Origin of the sequence: Pectobacterium sp. IFB5596, from assembly GCF_021432585.1 — a bacterium.
Taxonomy (GTDB): Bacteria; Pseudomonadota; Gammaproteobacteria; order Enterobacterales; family Enterobacteriaceae; genus Pectobacterium; species Pectobacterium punjabense.
This window is the reverse complement of the sequence record NZ_LXFY01000010.1, coordinates 24,856-43,160: the sequence shown is the minus strand read 5'-3', so window position 1 is coordinate 43,160 and position 18,305 is coordinate 24,856. Positions and strand designations below refer to the sequence as shown.

Genomic DNA, 18,305 nt, shown 5'->3' with positions numbered 1-18,305 from the left:
TAGCAAAAACAAAAAACCCGCGAATTTGCGGGTTTTTTGTTGTCTGCAACATACAAATCAGATTTCCCAATCGTGATTATAGCGCTTGGGCTTGAACTGAATCACATCGCCTTTCTGCAACCCTTCCAGGCTCACATCGTCTTTTGCAACTTCGGCTTCAATCAGCTCAGACTGCTCACCCAATTTCAACGACAGACGAGTCAAAGCGCCCAGCGGACGAATATCGCGTACGGTCACCGCCTGATAGCCATCTTGTGCCTGAACGGACAACGACACTTCATGCGGACGGAACAGAATGGTTTCTTCCGTTTGCGCGACTTTCAACCGATTACTGTCGCCAAGGAAATGATAAACAAACTCGCTGGCTGGATTGTTATACACCTCTGCCGGTGTACCGATTTGTTCAATCACGCCTTTGTTCATCAGCACGATACGGTCAGCGACTTCCATCGCCTCTTCCTGATCGTGCGTTACAAATACCGATGTCAGATCGATATCTTCATGCAGCTGAGATAGCCAGCGACGCAGCTCTTTACGCACCTTGGCATCCAGCGCGCCAAAAGGTTCATCCAGCAGCAGAATGCTCGGTTCGACGATCAATGCACGTGCCAGCGCAATACGCTGACGCTGGCCGCCGGAAAGCTGTTCAGGATAGCGATCCCCCAGCCAGTCCAGTTGCACCAAATTCAGCAATTCATGCACTTTCTTTTCGATCTCGCTTTTCGACAGGCGGATATTCTTCGGCTTCATTCGCAGCCCAAACGCGACATTATCGAACACCGTCATGTGGCGAAACAGCGCATAGTGCTGGAAGACAAACCCGACGTTACGTTTACGCACATCGTGGACGGACACGTCCTGACCGTGGAAAATGATGCTGCCGCTATCCGGCTGTTCCAGCCCGGCGATGATACGCAGCAGCGTCGTCTTACCACAACCAGATGGCCCCAGCAGCGCCACCAGTTCACCGCTGTGGATCGATAAATTAATCTCGTTCAGCGCCCGAAACTGGCCAAATTGTTTATTAATATTGCGAATCTCAATGCTCATTTTTGGCCAACTCCTGTTGTTTCTGTATTTGCTTCGTCAACCGACCTTCACTCCATTGGCGCAGTAACAGCACCACCAGCGACATCAGCAGCAGCAGAATCGCCACGCTGAAGGCAGCAACGATGTTGTACTCGTTATAAAGAATTTCGATATGCAGCGGCAGTGTATTAGTCAGGCCACGAATATGGCCGGAAATGACGGAAACGGCGCCAAACTCCCCCATAGCACGTGCGGTACACAGCACCACACCGTAGATTAGCGCCCACTTCACGTTTGGCAGCGTGATGTGCCAGAACATTTGCCAGCCGTTCGCCCCCAGCAGTCGCGCCGCTTCTTCTTCCTGCGACCCTTGTTCTTCCATCAGCGGAATCAGTTCACGGGCAACATAAGGTAATGTGACAAAAATCGTCGCCAGTACAATACCCGGCACGGCGTAAACAATTTGCAGATCGTGTTCGAGCAGGAAAGGATAGATTTTGCTTTGCGCCCCAAACAGCAGCACATACACCAGCCCGGCAACAACAGGGGAAACAGAAAAGGGCAAGTCGATCAGCGCCAGCAGGAAGCTCTTACCACGAAATTCGAATTTCGTCACACACCACGCCGTCGCCAGCCCAAACACGACGTTTAACGGCACAGAAATAACGGTTGCGAGTAACGTCAGCTTAAGCGCAGAGATCGCATCCGGCTCGCTAATCGCGTCCCAAAATGCGCCAACGCCTTTATCCAGCCCCTGAGTCACCACCATCATCAACGGCAGAACCAAAATCAGGAAAAAGACGACCCACGCCAGTGAGACCAGAATGTAATAGGCGGCGGGCTGTTTTTTTCTTTTAGCTGCGCTGGCCTGAGAGGAAATAACCTGTTCCATGACGACCAGCCCTTACAGTTTCGGTTGAATGCGGCGCTGCAACACGTTAATCAGCAGCAGCATGATGAAAGAGACCAGCAGCATGAATACTCCGATCCCGGTTGCTCCCTTGTAGTCATACTGATCGAGCTTAGAGACGATCAGCAACGGCAGGATCTCGGTTTTAAACGGAATATTTCCCGCAATAAACACCACTGAACCATATTCCCCCACACCGCGGGCAAAGGCTAAAGCAAACCCCGTCAGCCACGCCGGTAACAACGCAGGAAGTAATACATGGCGGAAAACCTGAAGCGGTCGCGCACCAAGACAGGCTGCGGCCTCTTCCACTTCTTTAGGAATATCGGCCAACACCGGCTGTAGCGTTCTGACCACGAAAGGCAGCGTGACGAAAATGAGCGCCAGCGTGATACCAATACCGGTATAGGCAATCTTGAACGGAAACAGAGAACCAATCAGGCCATTCGGCGCATACAATGCCGTCAGTGCAATCCCCGCTACGGCGGTTGGCAGCGCGAAAGGCATGTCGATCATGGCATCGATCACCTTGCGGCCAGGAAAGGTATAACGCACGAGCACCCACGCCAGCAGCGTCCCGAGAATACCGTTAATAAAAGCCGCAGCCAGTGCAGTGCCAAACGAAAGCCGCAGGGAAAACAAGACCTGGCGGCTGGTGATCAAATCCCAAAACTGGCCGAACGTTAGTTGGCTGGCATACAAAAACATCGCAGCCAACGGAATAAGAACTATTAATCCTAAATAGCTCAGGCTAAACCCTAACGTTAGCCCGAAACCGGGAATCACTGAGGAAGAACGCTGTGACATACCGTGCCTTTAATTTTCATACTCACTACTCAGCCAACAACTGCTTGCCGACACGCGCTACCTGACAAAACGTTTCAGGCGGCAGTTTCCCTGCCCTTTTTAACCTGAAAAAAGCCGCTACGGTAATAGCGGCCTTGATCCGTCAGACGTTAAAAATTACTTATTGATCTCTTTAAAGATTTTGTCGAACACGCCACCATCGTTAAAGAATTTATCCTGTGCTGATGTCCAACCACCGAAATCCTTATCAATCGTGACCAAACTCACTGGTGCAAACTGATCTTTGAACTCTTCGGCAATCTTGGCGTTACGTGGACGGTAGAAGTTTTTGCCAATAATACGCTGTGCTTCATCGCTATAGAGGTATTGCAGATAAGCCTCAGCTTGTTTCTGCGTCCCTTTACGTTCAACCACTTTATCGACGACGGCAACTGGTGGTTCAGCCAGAATCGACAGAGACGGAGTGACGATTTCAAGCTGATCGCCACCCTGCTCTTTCAGAGAGAGATAAGCTTCGTTTTCCCATGCCAGCAATACATCGCCCAACTGACGCTGTACAAAGCTGATGGTCGCACCACGTGCACCGGTATCCAGTACAGGAGCATGGCGATACAGCTCTGTGACAAATTTCAGTGCGGTTTCATCATTGCCGCCTGGCTGCGCCTTGGCATAGGCCCATGCAGCCAGGAAGTTCCAACGTGCGCCACCGGAGGTTTTCGGGTTTGGCGTGATCACTTCAACGCCCGGTTTCACCAGATCGTTCCAGTCTTTGATTTGCTTCGGATTACCTTTGCGCACCAGAAAAACGATAGTGGAAGTATAAGGGGTGCTGTTGTCAGGCAGACGCGCCTGCCATTTAGGATCGATTAGCGGTTGATTCAGGTTGAGCGCATCAATATCACCGGCCAACGCCAGCGTCACTACGTCGGCCTGCAAACCGTCAATAACCGAACGAGCCTGCTTTCCAGAGCCACCGTGCGAGTTTTTGATGGTGATATCTTCACCCGTAGTCGCTTTCCAATGCTTAATAAACGCCGCATTGTATTGCTGATACAGCTCACGTGTCGGATCGTAAGACACGTTTAATAATTCGGTAGCCGCCGAGGCCACACCGGAAAACAACAGTGCTGCCGTAGCAACAGATAACCCCAGACGACGTATTGACATTCTTATCACTCCCTAACCTTAATGCTTGAAAGTATTTAGATGAATGTGGCCGACTGACGCCTTTTGTACGGCGATACCCTAAATAATTCGAGCGGCAAGAAGGTGGCGACACTACGCCCCCAGGAGCTTACATCAGTAAGTGACTGGGGTAAGCGAGGACAAATCGGCTAGCCGATTTGAACGCCGCTTGCGGCGGCCCGCGAGGGCGAGGCTCAAACTGAGCCGAGTATTACCAACGCACATGCAGCTTGAAATATGACGGGTATGTCAGGCTGACAACATGGAAGTGACAATAGTGGATATAAGGAAGGGGCAAAAATATTGTTTCGCGATAATTTATGCTATCGCGTTATATTGTTAATGGTTATGTCATAGTTTTCAGTCTAAGCAATTTTGTTGCCGCTGACACCTTCTAAGACCGCGTCGGAAATAGCCCTGATGCCGTGCGGCATCAGGTATATATGGCGGAAGGTCGGTTTAAGTAAAGGCGGGTATCTTTCTGTCCTACTCTTCTTCATCCAGCTGTAAAGCAACGTACAGCAGCAGACGGTCGTCGAAATTCCCCAGATCTAATCCCGTGAGTTCAGAGATACGATTAAGACGGTATTCCAGCGTATTACGGTGGATAAACAGTGCTTTCGCCGTCGCGCCGGGTTGAACGTTGTTACGAAACCAGGCTCCCAGCGTTCGGCGCAGCAGACCATTACCGTCCATTGCCTTAAGCTTCGAGAGCGGACGCACCAACTCGTTTGCCTGCCAGCCGCCGCGCAGGCTATCCAACAGCACAGGCAACATCAGATCTTGATAGTAATAACAGCGTTGGGCGGGCATACGCTGCTTCCCGACGCTCATGGTCGTGCGCGCCGTACGGTAAGAACGCGCGATACTGCCGGGGCCGGAAAAATAGTTCCCTAGCGCCAGCCGCACCCGCAGCCGACTACTTTCCGCCATACGCGACATCAACGTGTCTACGCGACGCCGATGCTCTTCCGCATCCCAGCGCCCATGGCTGTTCAGCGCCGGTTTTAGCACCACCATTTCCGTTAGAGAAACAATCGCGATCAGATTGTCACGCTCCGGCGTGGTCAACAGCGTCTGTAACTGCTGTAGCTCTGCCATTGCCGAGTCTACGCCAAGCTGCCCACTGTCCACTTCGATCACCGCGGCGACGCGAGGTTTATTCAGATCGATGCCTAAACGCTGCGCCCATTCCATGAGCGCGGGAGACAGATCGTCGGTACGGATCAGGTTCAGCACCAGTTCTTCACGCAGACGACTATCCTGCGCCAGCATATGCAGCAGCCTCGCCTGTTCCAGCATCATTTCCGCTGTCATGCAGACGAGCTCGCCATATTGTCGCAGCTGGCTGGGATTTCCCGTCAAGCCGATAACGCCAACGATCTCACCATCAATACGCAAGGGTAAATTAATACCCGGACGCACGCCGTGCAGGTGGCGCGCCACGGCATCATCAATATCAACAACCCGTCCCTGCGAGAGCGCCAACAGCGCCCCTTCGTGCAATTCCCCCAATCGTTCCTGATCGCCACTGCCGATAATTTTACCGCGAGCATCCATCACGTTGATATTGCTATCAATGATCTGCATGGTTCGCGCGACAATATCCTGTGCCATCTTGGCATTGAGATGATACGACGCCATTTTTACCTCTGAGAGGAACATTGACAATTGCACCAGCATACCGCCACGCGATGCGCCACACATTGTGCAAATTAACAAAGAAACGGGAATTAGGTTAAATCTGTGGGAGAACTCACAAAAGCGCTTTCATGGAGAAACGAGAAATCGCTGGGCACCGAAGTGCCCAGCCAGACAATCACCGTAATACCTTGTCTTAAAAGGCAATTACTTTATTACACGTTGTACAACTCAATTACTGAGCCAGCAGATAAATCGAACTGTCGCCGCGTCGTACATTCAAGGCTAATACCGCCGGTTTGCTGTCCAGAATTTTACGCAGTTCACCAATATTCTGTACTGCCTGCTGGTTAACACCGAGAATGATGTCGTCCTTCTTCAGACCGATTTTAGCCGCAGCAGAACCGGGTTTGACGTTATCTACTTTAACGCCTTTTTCGCCATCCACCTGAGTATTGCTCAGCTCCGCACCTTCAATACCGGAATAGAGATTACCGGAAGCGACCTGAGCCTGATTACTTTGTTGCAGCGTCACCTCGACGGTCAGCGGTTTACCTTCACGCAGCAGCCCAAGCGCCACTTTGCTGCCCACCGGCAACGAACCAACCTGAGCACGCAATGCGGAGAAGCTGCTAACCGCTTTACCATTCAGCGTAACGATCACATCACCAGCCTTGATGCCCGCCACATCTGCCGCCGATTTCGGCCGCACTTGACTCACAAACGCGCCGCGCTGCGCATCCACTTTCATCGCCTGTGCCAACTCGGAATTCAATTCCGTTCCGGTAATGCCCAGCTCGCCGCGTTTCACTTCACCAAATTCGACAATCTGTGCGACGACACTTTTCACCATATTGCTAGGAATAGCGAAGCCAATCCCGATATTACCGCCACCTGGGGCAAGGATCGCGGTATTCAGCCCAATCAGCTCACCATTCAGGTTCACCAGCGCACCGCCAGAATTCCCACGATTGATCGCCGCATCGGTCTGAATAAAGTTCTCGTAATTTTCAATATTCAAGCCGCTGCGCCCCAGCGCGGACACAATACCTGATGTCGCCGTTTCTCCCAGACCATATGGATTACCAATCGCGACCGTGTAATCACCAACCCGTAACTGCTCGGAGTCCGCAACCTGAATCGCCGTCAGGTTTTTAAAGTCTTTCAACTGTACCAGCGCGATATCTGAACGCGGGTCTTTACCTAACACTTTACCGTCATACTTGCGACCGTCGCTGAGTCGAATCTGAATCTTATCGGCGTTATCCACCACATGGCTGTTGGTCACCACATAGCCTTTTTCCGCATTAATCACGACGCCCGCGCCCAACGCCTGGAAGTTTTCCTGTTTTGGTTGCGGTTGACCGTCGTCATCGTCACCCTCTCCCTGACACATCGGCGATGACTGGAACGGCGATCCTTCCTGACAGAAAGGCGAGTTTTCACCAAAAAATGGCTGAAGCTGCGGCGGAATATTTTCTTTGCCTACATTATTCTCTCTCCCCTGATCGGTGGTATGTCCTTCCACGTAGATACTCACGACGGAAGGCATAACCTTTTCCAGCATAGGAGCCAGGCTGGGTAATTGACCCGATGACGCAGCAGATGCCGCTGACTCAGCCGCATTCGCCGTAGTTGAACCCATCGTCATCGCCAGACTTAACGCCAACGCACTCAGGACCAGTGATTTTTTTTTCATAGGAGTCTATCTCATAGTAATCAACACGCGAGTCTTACGGCCCGTGTACCCGACACCGGGTACACTCAGTGGTCGTGCTGTATGAGATAAATATGGACCAACAAGGTTCCCGAGGGGAAGATTGTGAAGCGTAAGGAAATATTGAACGGCTTTACAAAACTCGCGATTTCCATTGCCGTCTGTTCATCGCTAATCTGCCGCCATCAGTTTGCGGTATTCGTCGTAGGCGTACAAATCTGTCATACCGCTGATGTAATCCTGAATCAGACGGGCTCGATAGTAATACTCACGGACGATTTGCTCGCTTTCGGGTAAGCCTTCCAACTCGGCAACGGCTTCACAATAGGCTAAGCAATACTTTCTGGATAGCTTGTGGTAAAGCCGCGTTTCAATCGGATAACGCCTGTGTGTATCCTCACGAACGAGCTGACTGAAATCCTGATAGGGCATCTCAAGCAGCGGGCTATAAATATCCAGCAGGCCGCGAATCACGCGATCCCCCTGTAGCTCCAGTTGTTCAACCTCATGATGATTAAAAACGTGCTTTAAAGCGACGTGTTTGAAAATGCCGAGCAGGCGGTTCTGCGGGCTGTCGTCCTCAAGCAACGCCTGATTAAACGATCCGGCATAGACTTCTGGCAGGTTATCGATAAAACGCTTCGCGGCATGGGGCACCATCTGCTGCACGGTATTAACGCGAAGATTCATAAAGAACTGGTCGTCGTGACTGCGCCATTTTAAACGCTCACGCTCTTTGTAGGCATGTTCAATCGTTTTGGCGAAAATGTCTTTCTCCGTTCCTTCTCCCCAATTTTCACGCAACAGATCGTACAGTTCTTCAATCGTGAGAATCTCTTTCTCAACGGCATCTTCCAGATCCGCGATACAGTAGGAAACGTCATCGGCCGCTTCCATAATGTAGCTCAGCGGATGGCGATGAAACTCCCCCATATCCAGCTCTTCACGCAGTTTGGCGACAAACGCTTCTTCTGCCAGATAGTAGCCCGGCTTCTTCATCAAATAGTGGTAATCCGCTGGCAGCTCGCCGTGCCAATACGCGGGACGGGTATATTTCAAAATACAGGCTACCTGCCCGTAGGTCAGGTTGAGCTTCAGCAATGTGTGTACCAGCCGGATCGCCTGTGCGTTACCTTCAAAGTGGCTTAGATCCTGACGGATCTGCCCACGCAATTCGTCCAGCCCATCCTGCTGCATCCGCAGCACAGACACGTTACAGTCATCGACACGTTCCGGAGATTCACTGTCCAGATAATGGCTATCCAGCAATTTTCTGAACCATTGGTTAATCGCGGATTCACCAAAATGACCAAAAGGCGGATTGCCGATGTCGTGCATCAGGCATGCCATTTCAACCAGGCTTTCAAACGGCGTTTGTCTGTCGGCCAGCCCGAGCGATGCCAGTCGGCCATCAGTTTGCAGGCGGTGCAAAATCTCTTTTGCGATGTAGCGACCAACCTGCTGCACTTCCATCGAATGGGTTAAGCGGGAACGGACGGCTGCGTTACGTTCCAGCGGAAAGACCTGGGTTTTTTGCTGTAAGCGGCGGATGGCAGCGGAGTTAATAATACGACCCCGATCGCTCTCAAACTGGCGCACAATCGTATATTCATCCTCAGCCGTTTTAGGCCGGCTGAAATGGCGCTGAAAGCTCATTTTTTTGGCGAAATCGATACCAGACATACGCTTCTCCCCGTCATCCCGCTACAGCAAAATAATGCACACTCCATCTCATCCCGCTAGCCATGATAGACTAACCCCAGCTACACGCCTTCCATTTATAACAGAATTTGCGGGGAACCTTATGAAAGTCGGTATTATCGGTGCGATGGAACAAGAAGTAACGCTGCTGCGCGATCGGATTGAAAACCGTCAAACCTTTCAGCGTGCGGGTTGCGAAATCTACACCGGACACATCAACGGCGTAGACGTCGCACTGCTGAAATCCGGTATTGGGAAAGTCTCCGCTGCACTCGGCACCACGCTGCTGCTGGAACACAGCAAGCCGGACGTGGTGATTAACACCGGTTCAGCAGGCGGGCTGGCACCCACACTGAATGTCGGCGATATCGTCGTTTCTGATGAAGTGCGTTACCACGATGCTGACGTCACGGCCTTTGGCTATGAACCCGGCCAGATGGCGGGCTGCCCTGCCGCTTTCCCTGCTGATGAAAAACTCATCGCACTGGCGCAGGAAGCGATTACCGATTTACAGCTGAATGCCGTGCGCGGCCTGGTTGTCAGCGGCGATGCCTTCATTAACGGCGCAGAGCCATTAGCCCGCATCCGCACCACCTTCCCGCAGGCCATTGCCGTGGAAATGGAAGCCACCGCGATCGCCCATGTCTGCCATCAGTTTGCCGTCCCGTTTGTGGTGGTTCGCGCGATTTCTGATGTGGCCGATAAAGCCTCACACCTGAGTTTTGATGAGTTCCTGAGCGTTGCCGCACAGCAATCAACGCGAATGGTAGAAGTGATTCTGGCCAAGTTAGCTGCTCGCTAATCGATGACCTTCAGGCTCCTTTGCTGGCTGATCGGGCTGCTGCTTTGCAGCACCGCTTATGCTATTCCCCAGCGTGTCATCAGTCTCGCACCACACGCAACCGAGATGGCCTACGCGGCAGGCATGGGCGAACAGTTGGTTGCGGTCAGCGCCTGGTCAGATTACCCGCCGGAAGCGAAAAAACTGGAACAGGTCGCCTCCTGGCAGGGCATCAATTTGGAGCGCATCCTCGCACTCAAGCCCGACCTGATTCTGGCCTGGCGCGAGGGCAACCCACAGCGCCCGCTGGAACAGCTCGCCAACTTCTCGATTCCCATCGTTTATCTGGATGCGAAAACGCTGGACGATATCCCGATGTCATTGCGACAGTTGGCAACCTATAGCCGCGACCCTGAGCAAGCCGAACGGGCTGCGGTAAATTTTCAGCAGCAAATAGGCAAGTTACAGCGCGCGGGTGAGAAGCATAAGGCGACACACACCGATCCGTTGCGGGTATTCATTCAATTCGGCACTCAACCGCTGTTTACCTCTTCGGAAGCGACGCTGCAAAGCCAGATCGTTTCACTATGTGGCGCAGAAAATATCTTTGCCGACAGCCCCGTGCCTTGGCCGCAGGTCAGTCGTGAACAGGTATTAAGGCGGCAACCACAGGCCATTATTGTCAGTGGTACACCAGATAAAATTGCCAGCGTTCAGGCATTTTGGCAGCCACAGCTCGCAGTCCCGGTGATTACCGTCAATGAAGACTGGTTTAGCCGCAGCGGCCCTCGGTTGCTATTGGCAGCACAGCAAATTTGTTCTCAATTAGCTGAATTAAGACTGGCATCCTCGCCAATAAAATGATCACCAATTAACACAATAAAATCATCTCGATAACAATAGCTTCATTAGTATACAAGTTGTAACACTAGCAGGCTTTTATTTCGCCAATATTTGCCGATAATCTGAGCGTAAGAGTGGAGTCATAGACATCAATAAAAGGTGTTGATTACCACTCGGCGATAAAGCCAAAGCAATATGCAGTAAATAAAAATTTTGAACCGATATCGGTTCCTTTACACCAGGTAGCTTTAAACATGAAAAGTGCGTTGCTTTACGCGGGCCTATTGATGGCGGCCTGTAGCACGGCATATGCAGGGAGTCAGGGCGGGCAAATTAATGCCCAATTGACGATATTACCGTCGTGTGGCGTCACGCCGCAATCCGGTCAATATCAAATGAACTGTAACGTAGCGTCTGTACCTCAACCTAAAATTACTGAGTCACGTATTCAGATCGATCAGGCAAAATTTTCTACCTCCGCGGCAAAAACGACGCAGGGTACGGAAACACGTTTGATTACGGTCGAATGGTAACCACGGTAAAACACGGAGCGTATTTTTTTAACGCTTCTGTGAAAGGCTTATTGTCTGCTATAAAAAATGTCTGCTATAAAAAAACCGTGTCTCAATAAGACACGGTTTTTATTTTTTAGTCGGTGAATAACCGCAATACGCGATCAGACGCTGAAAGAGGAACCACAGCCGCAGGTAGATTTCGCATTCGGATTCGTCACGATGAAGCGAGAACCTTCCAATCCTTCTGTATAATCGACCGCACCACCCACCAGATATTGCAGGCTCATCGGGTCAACCACCAGCGCCACGCCCTGTTTCTCAATGGTCATATCGCCGTCGTTGATTTGATCATCAAAGGTAAAACCATACTGGAAACCGCTACAGCCGCCGCCCGTGATATATACGCGCAGTTTCAGCTCTGGGTTTTCTTCATCAGCAATCAGGTTTTTCACCTTACTTGCCGCCGCATCGGTAAATTGCAGAGGCAGTGCTGCTATATCGTCGCTCATATTTTTACTCCCAACTCAGGGCTTATCAGGTGATAGACCCATATTCATACGCTTATTATCCGGCAGTCTGCGAAAACGTTCAAGATTTGACAGCAGCTGTTGAAATAATCGCCGCATTATGCGGTGTCATCTCTCCCCCAGCCAGTACTCTCAATGGGTATGATGCCATGCGTTTTCAAGTGAAACCCCGTACAGCGATTTCATAACGGCGGTCAGTTCATTAGAATACCCCTACATTTTACGATCAAGACCAGTCAGGACCGCGTAATGAACAAATCTGAAAGCCTGTATGCTGCGGCACAGCAACTTATTCCCGGCGGTGTGAACTCACCCGTTCGTGCTTTTAACGGCGTTGGCGGTACTCCGCTGTTCATCGAACGGGCTGATGGCGCTTATCTCTATGACGCTGACGAGCAAGCGTACATTGATTACGTGGGATCGTGGGGCCCGATGGTGCTGGGGCACAATCATCCGGCAATCCGTGATGCGGTGATTGCTGCCGCAGAGCGCGGTTTGAGTTTTGGCGCGCCTACCGAGATGGAAGTGCAGATGGCGCGTCTGGTCACCTCGTTGGTGCCCAGTATGGATATGGTACGGATGGTCAACTCCGGTACAGAAGCCACCATGAGCGCAATCCGTCTGGCACGAGGTTACACGGGTCGCGATAAAATCATCAAATTTGAAGGCTGCTACCATGGTCACGCCGACTGCCTGCTGGTAAAAGCCGGTTCCGGCGCGCTGACGCTGGGTCAACCGAACTCTCCCGGCGTTCCGGCCGATTTCGCCCGCCATACGCTGACCTGCGTCTATAACGATCTGCCATCCGTTCGCGCCGCATTTGAACAATACCCTGATGAGATCGCCGCGATTATCGTCGAGCCCGTCGCGGGCAACATGAACTGCGTTCCACCGCTGCCAGATTTTCTTCCCGGCCTACGCGCCTTGTGTGACGAGTTTGGTGCACTGTTCATCATCGATGAAGTGATGACCGGCTTCCGTGTGGCACTGGCAGGTGCACAGTCACACTACGGCGTAGTGCCGGATCTGACCTGTCTGGGGAAAATTATCGGCGGCGGCATGCCAGTCGGCGCATTCGGCGGTAAGCGTGAAGTCATGCAAGCACTGGCACCGACCGGCCCGGTTTATCAGGCGGGAACGCTGTCTGGCAACCCCATCGCCATGGCCGCCGGCTTTGCCTGTTTAACCGAAGTCGCGAAACCCGGCGTACATGAAAAGCTCACCGCATTGACCAATCAGTTGGCTGATGGCCTGCTGGCTGCCGCGAAAGCCGAAAACATTCCGCTGGTAGTGAATCAGGCGGGCGGCATGTTCGGCCTGTTCTTTACCGATGCTGACAGCGTCACAAGCTATCAAGATGTGATGAAGTGCGACGTCGAGCGCTTTAAGCTTTTCTTCCACATGATGCTGGAAGAAGGGATCTATCTCGCGCCGTCCGCGTTTGAAGCAGGCTTTATGTCGCTGGCACATACACCGCAAGATATCGAACGCACCATCGAAGCAGCACAGCTCTGCTTCTCACGCCTATAAAGCGAACGCGTACACCATGGCGTCACTCAGTGGCGCCATGGCTGTTCAATAACAGCCCCTCCCCCGCCTTACATTTTTTCATCAGGATGCTCATTTGAGAATGACAAGCCCTCTCAAATTGGTTATGAGTAAGTCTACTTGCCTGAAAATAGCGGAGAAATCATGTTAAAGGTTCTAGGACGCACGTCGTCGATCAACGTTCGGAAAGTGCTGTGGCTGTGTGACGAATTGGCGATTCCTTTTCAGCGCGAAGACTGGGGTGACGGCTATAAGTCACCGCAGTCACCGGAATTTTTGGCTCTTAACCCCAATGCCATGATACCGGTTATTCAGGACGACGATTTCGTCATGTGGGAATCGAACGCGATTTTACGCTATCTCGCTAACGCGAAAGACGGAAGCTGGCTCTACCCACAGGAGCCGCGTAGTCGCGCCCCGGTTGATCAATGGATCGACTGGCAGGCCACCGAGCTCAATCCCTCATGGCGTTACGCCTTTATGTCGCTGGTTCGCCAGTCTCCCGCACATCAGGAACCGCAGCTATTGGCAGAATCCTGCGCGCTTTGGTCACGCACCATGGGCATTTTGAACCAGCAATTGGAGCGGACTGGTCACTACGTTGCAGGGCAAGCGTTTACGCTGGCCGACATTCCCATCGGGCTATCGGTCAATCGCTGGTATGAAACACCGCTGGAACACACAGACTATCCTGCCGTCCGCGCCTACTATGAACGCTTAAGCGAGCGTGCAGGCTACCTGACCTGGGGACGAAACGGCACGCCATAACGCTATTCTGTGCTACCCGGCCCGATACCGCTCATTTCACAGGCCAGTGCGCCAGCACGCTTAAGCGCATAGGTGTAGCGTTCATCAAACGGGTAGCAGCAAGACAGCCGAAGCGCGTGCTTACAGCGGCCGCTCAGCGTGTAAAGTTCACCGGGCGTGACGCAAATTCTTTCTTGCAGCAGACGATGAAATAACTCCACCCCATCCACGCCACCCGGTAATTCCAGCCAGAAGACAAAACCGCCCTGCGGCTGCGTTGCACGTGTACCCTGCGGGAAATGTCGAGCGATCAGCCCGCGAGCCTCATCCATCTGCGCGGCATAGCGGCGGCGCAGCGTGCGCAGATGATGATCGTAACCGCCGGATTCCAGAAACTGCGCCAGCGTTTCTGATAACAGCGCCGATTCCGCCATCGACGACACCGCTTTCAGTCGCGCCACCTTTGCCCGAAAACGACCCGACGCCATCCAGCCGATGCGAAAATCGGGTGCCAGCGTTTTCGTGAAGCTGGAGCAGTAAATCACCCAGCCTTCACGGTCGAAGGCTTTCACCGTCGGCGACAGCGGCCAGGTAAACTGAAGTTCGCTGTACAAGCCATCTTCGATAAGCGGCACTTGATAATCGTTCACCAACGTTGCCAACCGCTTTTTATCTGCCAGCGTCATGCTGCACCCTAGCGGATTCTGCGCGTTTGGCATGGCGATAATCGCCTGTAAGCGATTTTCTGATAACAGTAACTCCAACGCATCCAGCGCGAGCCCACGCTGCGGATCGGTCGGAATCTCCACCGTTTTCAATCCCAAACTGGCGAGCAGAGGAAAGAGATAAAAATAGGTTGGCGTTTCCAACCCCACGCAGTCGCCCGGCTGCGTCACCGCGCGTAGCGCTAACTGTAGCGCCTCCATACAGCCGTGAGCGATCGTGATGTCCTCACGGGTCAATGTCATCCCCAAATCCATCGCTCGCCGTGCCACTTCGCGCCGCAACCGTTCACTGCCCGGCGGTAGCGCATAGCGACCAATCAATTCAGGCTGTCGCCGCAGCAAGGAAGCGGCAATACGGCTGATCTTCTCGGTAGGATAGAAATCGGTATGCTGCGGGCATGCCAGAGAAATATTGGTGTAGTCAGGGTGCGTCTGGGCAGCAAATACGGTATCAATCAAATCCAGTTTTTCACTGCCCGGCACAATCACCTGCGCACGGTGAGGTTTGCTTTCCGTCAGCGACGGCAGACGCCCCCGCACAAAGTAGCCGGACTGCGGCCGTGCTTCGATCAACCCGCGATCTTCGAGAATACGCCAGGCGTTCAGCACCGTGTTCACACTCACCTGATGCGAACCGGCAACGCGGCGAATAGAGGGTAGACGACTTCCCGGCGCTAACGTTCCTTGATGAATCGCCGTGGCGAAGGTTTCCGCGAGCTGTTGATAGAGCGTACTTTCTTGTGAGTCGATAATGGACACAGTTCCCCCGCAAGCCGATGAGTACAGTTAACGATTAATTCATTTTGTACCCATAACAATAATCATTTTGTGTATCTGTAACCATTTATTTTTTCTGCCTACTATAGTGTTCTCCCCCATCATCAGGATAACACCATGCTCGACCCTTCTTTTTTCAGCTACGTCACCGTTATGTCGATCACGCCGGGACCCAATAATCTGCTGCTGGCGACCTCAGGCGTCAATTTTGGCCTGCGTCGTACGTTACCGATGATGATGGGCATTTCCGTTGGCTGCGGGATACAAACGGCGCTGATGGGCGTGGCCTTGGAACTTCTGCTGAGCTGGATGAGCATGATTCGCCTCCCGCTCACTGTGCTGGGGTGCGTCTATCTGCTGTGGCTATCGTGGAAAATCGTGCGCTCATCGGCACCGGAATTACAGGGGCGAGTACAGCCGATGACCGTACTGCAAGGGACGCTATTTCAGGCGGTAAATCCGAAAGCCTGGCTGATGTCCAGCAACATCGCGCTGCTTTATGCCGCTAGCGGCGGCCTTTTCACCACGGTAGTCGCCTTTATGGCGCTCAATCTACCCTGTATTTTAGTCTGGGCGCTGCTCGGCGATCGCATCGGTAAACATCTTCAGGAACCGTGGAAACTGAAAGCCTTCAACGGCATCATGGCGCTTTCTCTGGTACTCACCACCTTCTGGATGCTGGTCGAAGCCATTAACCTCTCTGGCTAATCACACGGCGTCGGCGGGCTTCCCTCCCCGCCGAGGCTCGCGTTATTTCACCTGCTTGCGTAGCAGATACACAAAGTAAGGTGCACCAATAAATGTCGCGAGCAACCCTGCCGGAATCTGTGCCGGAAAGAGGATCATCCGACCAAACCAGTCTGCCATTACCATCAGCGCGCCACCAATCAACGCAGAGCTAGCGATTTGCGGCAACACACGGCTAAAGCCCAGCATCCGCGCCATATGGGGTGCCATCAGGCCCACAAAACTCATCGGCCCGACCATCATGGTTGCCATCGCGGTCAGCACCGATGCCAGTAACAAGACCAGCAAACGAACCGGCGTGACGGCCACGCCAAGCGCTCTGGCCGTGGTGGTACCCAGCGGCAGAATACGCAGCCAGCGCTGGCACAGCGGGACAATCAATAACAGCAGAACGGCAATCACTGCCGTGCGTATCGCGTCAGTCGGTTCAACCGCATAGGTTGATCCCGACAGCCAGGTCAGCACGGTGCCCATACGCGGATCGCCACTGGCCAGCAGCAGCGCAATGACGGTGGTGAACGCCATGCTCAGCGCAATCCCCGCCAGCAGCATACGCTGCGTAGAGAAACCACCGCGTCCGGCGATCATCACCATGACCAGCAGCGTCAGCGCCGCGCCCGCACTTCCGGCGGGAAGCAGCCACACGAACGCATTGCCGGGGATGAAGAACAACAAAATAATGACGCCAAACGATGCACCGGAGCTAATTCCCAGCACTTCAGGACTCCCCATCGGGTTGCCTGTCAGCTTCTGGATTAGCGTTCCCGCCACCGCCAGCATCACTCCAGCGGTCAGCGCCGCCAGAACCCGAGGCCAACGCCATGAGAGCAACTGCGTTAACACCTCACCGCCGCCCCACTGCCAACCTTCGGCATCTTTCCCCAACATCAGCGCCGTGATAACCACCATTCCTAGTAGCACGATGCCAAGCACCAGCCATGTTCCCCACAAACTGCGCTCAGCCGTCGGGGTGCTGTTATTGTCGATCATCGCCGGTTGACCGCTATTACGCAGGCGCGGCAGCAGCCACAGTAACAGCGGCGCGCCAATCAGCGCGGTCGCCGCGCCAGTCGGCACGTCAAGCCACACCCGGCTCAGCCAGATAACCCCCTGATCGGTCACACCGAGCAGCAGCGCCCCCAGCAGCGGCGCTAATAAGAGGCGGTGGAGTAAACGCCGTGCACCCAGCATTTTCGCCAGCAGCGGCGCAAACAGGCCGATAAAACCGATAATGCCCGCCGCATTCACCAACTGCGCACACAGAAAAATCCCCAACCCAAGCGCACTCAGACGTGCCAACGACAGCCCAAGCCCCAGATTACGCGCGACGCCATCATCCAGTCCCAGCAGCGTTAGCGGGCGAATCAGAAGCAGCACCAGGCAGAAACACACCGCGAGACGCGGGAGAACAAATTGTACATTGCTCCAGTCCTGCTGGTTCAGTACCCCGCTGCTCCACAAGAATAAGCCTTGCAGTTGTTCATGATGGAAGAGCACCAGCAGTTGATTGACTGCGCTACAGTAGAAACTCAGCACCAGCCCCGCCAGTATCAGCGTCACGGGCGATAACCGTTTACCCCAGGCGACGCCAAAGACCAATGCGCCAACCATCAGTGCCCCCATCATCGCTGCGGCCTGCTGGATCACTGCGCCGCCGGGCAGCGCCCACAGCGTGACTACCGTAATGCCTAGCTGTGCACCCGTGGCAATCCCCAGCGTTGACGGCTCAGCCAGCGGATTGCGCAAGACCTGCTGGAACAGCACGCCGCACAGCCCCAACCCAGCACCAATCAGCGGCGCCAACACCATGCGCGGCAGCAAACTGTAGTGGAACAGAAGCTGTTGCATGTTGTTCAAAGCAGGCTGCGTCAGCGCCTCAAACCACTGCGACACTGGCAATTGCTGCTGCAAATTGTAGCTGCCCACGCCCAGAATCACGAACAGCAGAAAACCAATTAAAACAATGGGGAGCACCAACGGGTGCACAGCACGCTTGTGCGCGACAGACGGAGAATTAGGCATGTTGTCTCGCCTCCAATGCCTGATTCAATACGTGGCAGAAGCGCATCGCCGAGAGCGTTCCACCATACAGCCAGACGGCAGGC

The 18,305-nt window shown here is 53.4% G+C and carries 16 protein-coding genes; 6 read left to right on the top strand and 10 right to left on the bottom strand.

Features of this window, described 5'->3' with window-relative positions; translation table 11 throughout:
- Window positions 1-57: 57 nt before the first annotated feature.
- From A6301_RS09310 to dgt, 7 genes are all read right to left on the bottom strand, one after another.
- Window positions 58-1,050, bottom strand: coding sequence for a sulfate/molybdate ABC transporter ATP-binding protein (locus A6301_RS09310; RefSeq protein ID WP_107168726.1), 993 nt, complete (start codon window positions 1,048-1,050; stop codon window positions 58-60).
- Complete coding sequence (gene cysW, locus A6301_RS09305; protein ID WP_107168727.1) at window positions 1,040-1,921, bottom strand: sulfate ABC transporter permease subunit CysW; 882 nt, start codon at window positions 1,919-1,921, stop codon at window positions 1,040-1,042. Before cysW ends, A6301_RS09310 begins: the two co-directional genes overlap by 11 nt.
- Before the next feature lie 12 nt (window positions 1,922-1,933).
- Window positions 1,934-2,746: a sulfate ABC transporter permease subunit CysT gene (gene cysT / locus A6301_RS09300; RefSeq protein ID WP_107168728.1), complete on the bottom strand. Its 813-nt coding sequence runs from the start codon at window positions 2,744-2,746 to the stop codon at window positions 1,934-1,936.
- Window positions 2,747-2,902: 156 nt separating this feature from the next.
- Window positions 2,903-3,907, bottom strand: a complete 1,005-nt coding sequence (locus A6301_RS09295; protein WP_370642206.1) for a sulfate ABC transporter substrate-binding protein — start codon at window positions 3,905-3,907, stop codon at window positions 2,903-2,905.
- Window positions 3,908-4,417: 510 nt separating this feature from the next.
- Complete coding sequence (locus A6301_RS09290; protein ID WP_010280713.1) at window positions 4,418-5,575, bottom strand: CdaR family transcriptional regulator; 1,158 nt, start codon at window positions 5,573-5,575, stop codon at window positions 4,418-4,420.
- Between the two features lie 232 nt (window positions 5,576-5,807).
- The gene (degP, locus tag A6301_RS09285; protein ID WP_234257633.1) at window positions 5,808-7,271 is read right to left on the bottom strand and encodes a serine endoprotease DegP; all 1,464 of its coding nucleotides are present in this window, start codon (window positions 7,269-7,271) and stop codon (window positions 5,808-5,810) included.
- Between the two features lie 189 nt (window positions 7,272-7,460).
- Window positions 7,461-8,972: a dGTPase gene (gene dgt / locus A6301_RS09280; protein ID WP_234257632.1), complete on the bottom strand. Its 1,512-nt coding sequence runs from the start codon at window positions 8,970-8,972 to the stop codon at window positions 7,461-7,463.
- Window positions 8,973-9,093: 121 nt separating this feature from the next.
- Here dgt and mtnN point away from each other — a divergent pair, with 121 nt between their 5' ends.
- The 3 genes from mtnN (at window position 9,094) to A6301_RS09265 (ending at window position 11,147) form a co-directional block, all read left to right on the top strand.
- The gene (mtnN, locus tag A6301_RS09275; RefSeq protein ID WP_107168733.1) at window positions 9,094-9,792 is read left to right on the top strand and encodes a 5'-methylthioadenosine/S-adenosylhomocysteine nucleosidase; all 699 of its coding nucleotides are present in this window, start codon (window positions 9,094-9,096) and stop codon (window positions 9,790-9,792) included.
- A 3-nt stretch (window positions 9,793-9,795) separates the two neighbouring features.
- Complete coding sequence (gene btuF / locus A6301_RS09270) at window positions 9,796-10,635, top strand: vitamin B12 ABC transporter substrate-binding protein BtuF (protein ID WP_234257631.1); 840 nt, start codon at window positions 9,796-9,798, stop codon at window positions 10,633-10,635.
- Window positions 10,636-10,868: 233 nt separating this feature from the next.
- Window positions 10,869-11,147: a hypothetical protein gene (locus tag A6301_RS09265; RefSeq protein WP_205540066.1), complete on the top strand. Its 279-nt coding sequence runs from the start codon at window positions 10,869-10,871 to the stop codon at window positions 11,145-11,147.
- Window positions 11,148-11,290: 143 nt separating this feature from the next.
- Here the strand turns inward: A6301_RS09265 and erpA are convergent, their stop codons facing one another.
- On the bottom strand, window positions 11,291-11,638 hold the full coding sequence (gene erpA / locus A6301_RS09260) for an iron-sulfur cluster insertion protein ErpA (protein WP_005969047.1): 348 nt from the start codon (window positions 11,636-11,638) through the stop codon (window positions 11,291-11,293).
- A 267-nt stretch (window positions 11,639-11,905) separates the two neighbouring features.
- On the opposite strand from erpA, the gene hemL reads away from it, so the two are divergent.
- Together hemL and A6301_RS09250 are read left to right on the top strand one after the other, a co-directional pair.
- Window positions 11,906-13,186 carry a glutamate-1-semialdehyde 2,1-aminomutase gene (hemL, locus tag A6301_RS09255; protein ID WP_215484296.1) on the top strand — a complete coding sequence of 427 codons (1,281 nt, stop codon included), beginning with the start codon at window positions 11,906-11,908 and terminating at the stop codon, window positions 13,184-13,186.
- 162 nt (window positions 13,187-13,348) lie between these two features.
- Window positions 13,349-13,972, top strand: a complete 624-nt coding sequence (locus A6301_RS09250) for a glutathione S-transferase family protein (RefSeq protein ID WP_205540068.1) — start codon at window positions 13,349-13,351, stop codon at window positions 13,970-13,972.
- A 2-nt stretch (window positions 13,973-13,974) separates the two neighbouring features.
- Here the strand turns inward: A6301_RS09250 and A6301_RS09245 are convergent, their stop codons facing one another.
- Complete coding sequence (locus A6301_RS09245; protein WP_205540069.1) at window positions 13,975-15,435, bottom strand: PLP-dependent aminotransferase family protein; 1,461 nt, start codon at window positions 15,433-15,435, stop codon at window positions 13,975-13,977.
- Between the two features lie 135 nt (window positions 15,436-15,570).
- On the opposite strand from A6301_RS09245, the gene A6301_RS09240 reads away from it, so the two are divergent.
- Complete coding sequence (locus tag A6301_RS09240) at window positions 15,571-16,161, top strand: LysE family translocator (RefSeq protein WP_039280663.1); 591 nt, start codon at window positions 15,571-15,573, stop codon at window positions 16,159-16,161.
- A 42-nt stretch (window positions 16,162-16,203) separates the two neighbouring features.
- Here A6301_RS09240 and fhuB read toward each other — a convergent pair whose 3' ends face one another.
- Window positions 16,204-18,222 (bottom strand): Fe(3+)-hydroxamate ABC transporter permease FhuB, encoded by a 2,019-nt coding sequence (gene fhuB, locus A6301_RS09235; protein WP_234257630.1) that lies wholly within the window; start codon window positions 18,220-18,222, stop codon window positions 16,204-16,206.
- Between the last annotated feature and the right edge of the window lie 83 nt (window positions 18,223-18,305).

What these genes read in the sequence shown, in the direction of transcription:
- A6301_RS09310 (WP_107168726.1), bottom strand. Translation starts at nt 1,050, where the DNA reads ATGAGCATTGAGATTCGCAATATTAATAAACAATTTGGCCAGTTTCGG.
- cysW (WP_107168727.1), bottom strand. Translation starts at nt 1,921, where the DNA reads ATGGAACAGGTTATTTCCTCTCAGGCCAGCGCAGCTAAAAGAAAAAAA.
- cysT (WP_107168728.1), bottom strand. Translation starts at nt 2,746, where the DNA reads ATGTCACAGCGTTCTTCCTCAGTGATTCCCGGTTTCGGGCTAACGTTA.
- A6301_RS09290 (WP_010280713.1), bottom strand. Translation starts at nt 5,575, where the DNA reads ATGGCGTCGTATCATCTCAATGCCAAGATGGCACAGGATATTGTCGCG.
- degP (WP_234257633.1), bottom strand. Translation starts at nt 7,271, where the DNA reads ATGAAAAAAAAATCACTGGTCCTGAGTGCGTTGGCGTTAAGTCTGGCG.
- dgt (WP_234257632.1), bottom strand. Translation starts at nt 8,972, where the DNA reads ATGTCTGGTATCGATTTCGCCAAAAAAATGAGCTTTCAGCGCCATTTC.
- mtnN (WP_107168733.1), top strand. Translation starts at nt 9,094, where the DNA reads ATGAAAGTCGGTATTATCGGTGCGATGGAACAAGAAGTAACGCTGCTG.
- btuF (WP_234257631.1), top strand. Translation starts at nt 9,796, where the DNA reads ATGACCTTCAGGCTCCTTTGCTGGCTGATCGGGCTGCTGCTTTGCAGC.
- A6301_RS09265 (WP_205540066.1), top strand. Translation starts at nt 10,869, where the DNA reads ATGAAAAGTGCGTTGCTTTACGCGGGCCTATTGATGGCGGCCTGTAGC.
- erpA (WP_005969047.1), bottom strand. Translation starts at nt 11,638, where the DNA reads ATGAGCGACGATATAGCAGCACTGCCTCTGCAATTTACCGATGCGGCG.
- hemL (WP_215484296.1), top strand. Translation starts at nt 11,906, where the DNA reads ATGAACAAATCTGAAAGCCTGTATGCTGCGGCACAGCAACTTATTCCC.
- A6301_RS09250 (WP_205540068.1), top strand. Translation starts at nt 13,349, where the DNA reads ATGTTAAAGGTTCTAGGACGCACGTCGTCGATCAACGTTCGGAAAGTG.
- A6301_RS09240 (WP_039280663.1), top strand. Translation starts at nt 15,571, where the DNA reads ATGCTCGACCCTTCTTTTTTCAGCTACGTCACCGTTATGTCGATCACG.
- fhuB (WP_234257630.1), bottom strand. Translation starts at nt 18,222, where the DNA reads ATGCCTAATTCTCCGTCTGTCGCGCACAAGCGTGCTGTGCACCCGTTG.